This is a genomic window from Pseudobdellovibrionaceae bacterium (assembly GCA_019637875.1).
Taxonomy (GTDB): domain Bacteria; phylum Bdellovibrionota; class Bdellovibrionia; order Bdellovibrionales; family Bdellovibrionaceae; genus JAHBUW01.
Genome location: JAHBUW010000007.1, coordinates 196,566 through 202,789, shown reverse-complemented (window position 1 = coordinate 202,789; position 6,224 = coordinate 196,566). Strand labels below are relative to the sequence as shown.

Genomic DNA, 6,224 nt, shown 5'->3' with positions numbered 1-6,224 from the left:
CGCCTTCATTACGCAGGACCGCAGCATCGTCAAAAAGTTGCAAGAGATCGCCCCCGGTGTCGCGATCAAGACCGCGAAGCCGACCTCGCAGTACGGAATCGAACTGCTTTGGCTTCCGGCCTACGGAAAAGATTCTTGGGGTCCCTACTCGATCGTTCGGTCCGATACGTTCTTCAAGTTCGGCTATTCGCTCATCCAATTCGACACCGGAACCGGTAGCCGGTTGGCCCTGCTCGTCGGGAAGACTTACTTTCTTTATCCGTGGTTCAACCTGCGTATCGGAACCGGCCTCAACATGCTGGAAACAATCGTAGACGGAAAAAAACAATCCAATCCCGTGGCCGTCATCGAGTCCGGGCTCATGTTCTATTTCTAGGGGGAGCAACGTGGGAATCTTCACCGCAATTCAAACCGTAATCGCGCATGGCGGGGCCGCCGCGTGGTTCATTCTCGCCTCGGGCGTGATCTTGGCCGTGCTGACCTACGACCGAATCTCGACCCTCTACTTTAAACTTTCGATTCAGGCGCAGGATGCGTTGACCAAAGTTCGCCAAGCGGTTCTCCGCCGCGACTACAATTCGGCGATCCAAGTCTGCAATTCAAACCTGAGTTCACCCGAGCTGTCCGTCTTGAAGTCGGGTCTGCTGGCCATCGAACACGGACGCGAAGCGATCCGTTCTGCCCTGGGCGGCGCGGTGCTCGACGTCACCCGTAAGTGCGAACGCCGGGTTCCGTTGATCGCCTTGATCGCCGGGGTTTCGACGCTCTTGGGACTGCTCGGAACGATTTCGGGTCTGATCAAAACCTTCGAGGCGATCGCCTCGGCCGACGCCTCCACCAAGGGTGAGCTGCTGGGCCGCGGGATCTCCGAAGCCATGTACGCGACCGCGACCGGTCTGACCATCGGGGTCATCGCGATGATCATCCACACGCTTTGTACCTCGAAGACCGACGACATTGTCGGCAACGCCCAAAACGCAGGTTATCAATTGATCACCTGGATCGAAGAATCGGAGCGCGGCCAGTCGAATGGATGAAATGTTTAGCCGCGAGCAACGTCGCAACCAAATCGATCTGAATATCGTGCCGATCATGGACATGTTGATCTGCGTGATTTTCTTTCTATTGTTGTCGACGACGTTCATGGGCTTTACGAATCTGCAAGTCCCGCCCTCCTCGGTCACCACCGTGATGTCCGAGCCCGGAAAAACCGAACCACTCGCGCCGAAGATGATGGCCTACATCCGCGACAATTCTTTGCAGATCCGCTTGGAGTGGCGCGGGGCCAAACCCGGTGCGCAGACGGCGCTCGTCGCCCCCAAATTCCTGGTGGGCCGGGCCATGACCGTGCAGGACGAAACCCGCGCGCTCGTGAAAAAGTTTAAAGATCAGTACCCGAATGAAAACACGCTGCAGATGTCGCTATCCGCGGAGATCCCTTACCAGATCCTGATCGCCATGATGGATGGCGCGCGCGAGCAGCTGCCGGACGTGGTTTTGTATTCATATAACGAAGTCGACGCACGTACGTCCGAGTAAAGAAAGAAAGGAGGTTCAAACATGTTTTTTCGACGCCGACCCAACCGTGAGATCATCACCTTGAACCTCACCGCGCTGATTGATATTTGCGCGATCCTGATCATCTTCCTGATTATGGGAACGGTTTTCGGGGAAAGTTCCATTTTCCAGCCGAATTCGATGAAGCTGCCGCGCTCCTCGAACACCGCGCAGGTTCAAAGCGCGCCGCAGGTCACGATTCATGACGGTAAGGTAACCTTGTCGATCAACGAGTCGAAAGCCTCGCTCGTGGAATTCCGTCCCAATTCGGAAAGCGAAAACCTCGCGATCCAGCGTCAGGCCATCCGGGAATACCTCGCGGCCCTACCGAACGAAATTAAAAAATCGGGTTACCTTTTGAACATCGTGGCCGACGCGAACACCCCCTACCGGGACGTGTACGATGTTCTGCGCTTTTACCGGGATTCGGGTTTCCAATCCATCCTGTTCGTGGCGGTTGGAGACTGATGATGCGGTATTGGATCTCGACAATCTTAGTAGTCACGGCGACCGGCGCTTTCGCGCAGGCTCCCGCTTCGGTGGATTCGCTGGTTAAGGAAGTCCAGGGCGCGGTGGATCTGCGTGACGACGTCCTTGCGCGGGTTTTGGTGAAACAGCTCACCACCCGGCCGCGGACCTTCAAACAGTGGTGGGAAGTCCGTCAAATTCTGTATGAACGCCCCCAAGTCGGTTTCGATTACCTGGCCAAATGGGATCGCCTCAGACCCGTGAAAGCGCCCACTTCGAAAGTCGAACGGCAAATCAATACGTCGCTCACGCGCGCGGATGCATTGCAATCGCAGTCGAAGTTCAACGACGCCTTCCGCATGTACCAAATCGTCGCCCGACATCTAAAAAAAGAAATGCGTCGCGGATCGCGCGCGCCCCGTTTTCTGTATTGGACGGTCGTGCACAATATGGCGCGCACCCTTTACGGAGCCGGCCGGTACCTTGAATCCATGGAAGTCTACGAGTGGATTCCGCCGGATTATTACAAGTTCCGCCAAGTCCTTTTCGAAAAGATGTGGGCCGCCTTCCGCGCGAAACGTTATGACCGCGCGATGGGGGCCATCGCCTCGCAGCAGTCGTCCTATTTCTCGAGTTACCTTGAGCCCGAGACCTATTTGGTTCAACTTTACCTGTTCAAAAAGCTCTGCCGGATGGACGAACATAAAAAGGCCCTTTCGAACGTCGAAACCATCATGAAACGTCTGGACCCGAAGGCCGGCAACTACCGACTGGAAGAGTGGGCCCAATCGGACGTGGAAACGAAGGTTTTGTACAAGTTGGCGACCGCGGAAGTTCCGGCCGACAAGAATAAGGACGCCAAACTAAGGGAACAAGCGAGCATCATGAAGGCCCTCGAGTCCCGCTTCGCTTCCGAACGTCGTCGCCTGGAATCGCAGTTCAAAACCGTCCTTGCGTATTCTCGGCTGTCGGTCGCCTTGGACAAGGAAATCATCGTGACCGATGTCGTTCCCGATCGCGGGGCCTTGATGGCCAGTCGGCGTGAATTCTGGCCCGTGGAAGACGCCGAAGATTGGATCGATGAATTAGGACAGCATTTGTATATCGGAGAAAGTCAGTGCGCCAAAACCGAGGCCAAATAAAACGGGCCGTCGCGGTGATGGGGTTGCTACTTCCCCTCGCGCTGGCCCCCCTGATCCCGGATGCCGTTTGGGCGAAAAAGCCCAAGGCCAACGCGCGCGCGACGGCACCGACCACCCAACGGAACGTGGCCAACGCGGCCTCGGCGAAATCCGATGCGAAAGTCGTACGCAAGAAACCCGGCCGCGTGGTTCAAGCGGACCTTTTGATTTCGCAGGGTGAACTTTCCAGTAAATCGACGAAAGAACTCATCTCGATGATCAAAGGTTTCCAAACGCTCATCAAAAGCGAGCGGAATCCGGAAAAACGCGCGAAGCTGACGCTTTCCGAGGCCGGGACCTACTTGGCGCTCTCGGGAGCCTACCGGGCGAAAGACAAACTGACCGCGGTTGAGAAGAAAAATGAACGCGACGCCAATCGCAAAGTCGTGACGAGTTTGGGACCCGTCCTCGCGGCCGGTGGTCTGGCCCCCGCCCAACGCTCACGGGCCGCGTACTACATGGGATTGGCGCACCTGAACTTGAACGATGAAAATGCCGCCGCGGAATCTTTCCGCCAAGCGATCGACATCGATCCGCAGGCGAACTACGGTCAGGCGCTGTCGCTCTTTCTGGCCGAGCAGTCCTTCGAAAAAGACCGCTACCAAGATTCGCTCGATATCTTCCAGCGCCATTTCAAGAAATATAACGACTCACAGAAAACCCTCGCGATCTACAAGATGGCTTGGTGTTACGTGAATCTGAACAACCTCGATCAAGCCGAAAAACACTTCTTGATGATCGCGGGTAAAGAAGCGGCGGGTCCCTTCGGCTACGACGCTTTGAAAGACCTTGCCTACGTCGTCACGCTTCACCGTGGCGAAACGGACATCATTCAGTTCGCCAAAACGAATTTCAAAGATGACCGCGATTCCCAAGGCGAATTCCTGGTTCAAGTTTACGGATTTTTCCAAACGCAAAGCTCGACGAAGCGTAAACCCGAACTATTGGCCGAGCTGACCAAGATCGAAAAAGATCCGGTGAAACGGCTGCAGATTCTGGTTTCCACTTTGCGTGGATCGCAACGTGAGTACGCCGCGACCGAGCCTTATAATGAATTCATCACGATCCGGGACGAAATCGAAAAGATCGGTTGGAAGCCCGGTCTGGCCCGGTGGGGCGAGATGGCGAACGACCTCGAGCAGGAGTTATTCCACCTGATCCGCGCGCACGTCGACACTTTGAACGGCAAGATCAAGACCGCCGAAAACATCGAACCCGGCGTTGTCACCGACCGCTTGGTGCAAGCGCTGTTCTTCCACATTTCCTACTATCAGGCCTCCCGGGAACGCGAAAACTCGTACATGCTGTGGATCAAGGTCTGCGAGGAACAGAAAAAGCACAAGTGCGCGCTCGAAGTCTCGAACCGCATCATGGAAGACTCCAAAACCGGCGCCAACCTACGCAAAGCCGCGCAAATGAGCCGGCTACGCGCGTTGGACAACTTGGTTCCCGAAAACGCCTCGCTGAAGCCGCAACTTCGACAAAGCCTGGAAACCTTCATCGCCGACCGCAAACCCGACGCGGACTGGGCGCTGGTCGCCAAACGGCTGGTCGGCTTGCAACAGGATGAGAAGAAGTTCGACGATGCCGCCGCGTTGGCCGCGAAGATCCATCAATTTGAGCAAACCACCGAGTCTTTCTACCGCCAGCAGTTCGCGCGTTTCCAGGCCGAACAGTATTTCGACGTCGCCAACGCCGACTTCAAACTGACGCAAGACAAATTCAGCGAGGACGCCCGCGCGCTCGCGCGTGAGGCGAACTTGAAACTCGCGCAGAAAAACTTGGCCGGGAATAAGTTCGAAGACTATGCGAAGAACGTCAGCGAATTCTTGAAATCGAATCCCGACGCCGAAAAGGCGGACGTGGCCCGCAAAAACCTGATCGAGCAACTGCTTGAGCGCAAAATGTTCGATCAGGCGAGCGGTGAACTGATGAACGTTCCCGCCGCCCGTCGCGCCAAAGCCTACGGCGCGCAGATTCAAGGTCTCGCGCAGTACCACTTGCGCAAAGGCGAGTTCGCCAAAGCGATCGCGATGACCCAGGACTACGCCGCTTCTCCGCAGAAGGGCGTCTTGGAGCTCGCCTTCGCTTCGGCCACGGTAGGATTGAACGGCGGCGCCGGGCTTTCCATCAAAGATACCAAAGCGCGGGAGTACATCTTCGGCGTGTGGGCTTTGACCCTTCCCGAAAACTTGATCAAGGAACTCAGCGCGCAGGCACCGCGCAACGAAAACGAGAAGAAACTTCTGTTACTGGCATTGCAGGTCGACCAAAAACGTCTGGATCCCGTCGTGCCCGCGAAATTGAAAGGGGCTCTACGCGGCGTCTACGACGGTCCCGTCGCGCCCGCGGGTGCCTCTAAAGCCCTGAAGGACTTGGCGAAGATCACTTTCCCCACCGCGAAGACATCGAAAGCGAAATACGAAACCCAAGCGCAGACCGCCGCCGAAAAAGTGCGCGGGCTTCGCACGCGTGTCGTGAAGGACCTCGAGGGCCGCGCGCCCAATGAACAAATCGAAATCTTGAAGGCCGCCGAAAAAGCGGAAGAGCGGACCGCCGACGTGCTCGAGAAGGCCCCCCTCCCCGACGGCCTGGCGAAGGCCCAAGTCGCGGAATACAAGGCCGCCATCGCGGAACTTGCCGGTGAATTCACGAAACAAGCGGCCGAGTATCGAAAAATCGCCGCGGGCGTCGAAAAGAACGCCGCCGCATCGCCGGCGTCGCCTTTGGCCTTCCCGGCCCTCGATCGCTGGCCCACGCCGAAAGGTGAAGCCACGGATGTCGTCGCAGATTTGCTGAAGAAGAAACAGTATGCCGGCGCGCTGATCGCGCTGGATCAGTGGAAAACCGAAGGGCTTGCGGGCGGCGCCTATTTTGAGCTGCGGACCCGCATTCTTTTCTCGCAACCGGCCAATCCGGGCCTGGCCCGTTATGTCGCCAGCGAACTGAACGAGCTCGGACAAAAAGATCTTTTCGAAAAGTGGAAAAACCTCAGCCTGTCGGCGGCGAAGGAGTAAC

Annotated in this window: 6 protein-coding genes; all 6 read left to right on the top strand. The window is 56.8% G+C overall.

All coding sequences use genetic code 11. The features are described 5' to 3' along the window. A partial coding sequence (locus KF767_10900; GenBank protein MBX3018390.1) for a hypothetical protein occupies nt 1-376 on the top strand: 376 nt, incomplete at its 5' end. Nucleotides 377-386: 10 nt separating this feature from the next. Then, complete coding sequence (locus KF767_10895; GenBank protein ID MBX3018389.1) at nt 387-1,037, top strand: MotA/TolQ/ExbB proton channel family protein; 651 nt, start codon at nt 387-389, stop codon at nt 1,035-1,037. Beyond that, nucleotides 1,030-1,539 carry a biopolymer transporter ExbD gene (locus KF767_10890; protein MBX3018388.1) on the top strand — a complete coding sequence of 170 codons (510 nt, stop codon included), beginning with the start codon at nt 1,030-1,032 and terminating at the stop codon, nt 1,537-1,539. Before KF767_10895 ends, KF767_10890 begins: the two co-directional genes overlap by 8 nt. A gap of 21 nt (nt 1,540-1,560) precedes the next feature. After that, nucleotides 1,561-2,025, top strand: coding sequence for a biopolymer transporter ExbD (locus KF767_10885; GenBank protein MBX3018387.1), 465 nt, complete (start codon nt 1,561-1,563; stop codon nt 2,023-2,025). Continuing rightward, nucleotides 2,025-3,167, top strand: coding sequence for a hypothetical protein (locus KF767_10880; protein MBX3018386.1), 1,143 nt, complete (start codon nt 2,025-2,027; stop codon nt 3,165-3,167). Before KF767_10885 ends, KF767_10880 begins: the two co-directional genes overlap by 1 nt. 17 nt (nt 3,168-3,184) lie before the next feature. Then, nucleotides 3,185-6,223, top strand: coding sequence for a hypothetical protein (locus KF767_10875; GenBank protein ID MBX3018385.1), 3,039 nt, complete (start codon nt 3,185-3,187; stop codon nt 6,221-6,223). Nucleotide 6,224: the final 1 nt, after the last annotated feature.

Excerpts from the sequence above, each read along its gene's own strand:
- KF767_10890 (MBX3018388.1), top strand. The coding sequence starts at position 1,030 with ATGGATGAAATGTTTAGCCGCGAGCAACGTCGCAACCAAATCGATCTG.
- KF767_10885 (MBX3018387.1), top strand. The coding sequence starts at position 1,561 with ATGTTTTTTCGACGCCGACCCAACCGTGAGATCATCACCTTGAACCTC.
- KF767_10880 (MBX3018386.1), top strand. The coding sequence starts at position 2,025 with ATGATGCGGTATTGGATCTCGACAATCTTAGTAGTCACGGCGACCGGC.
- KF767_10875 (MBX3018385.1), top strand. The coding sequence starts at position 3,185 with ATGGGGTTGCTACTTCCCCTCGCGCTGGCCCCCCTGATCCCGGATGCC.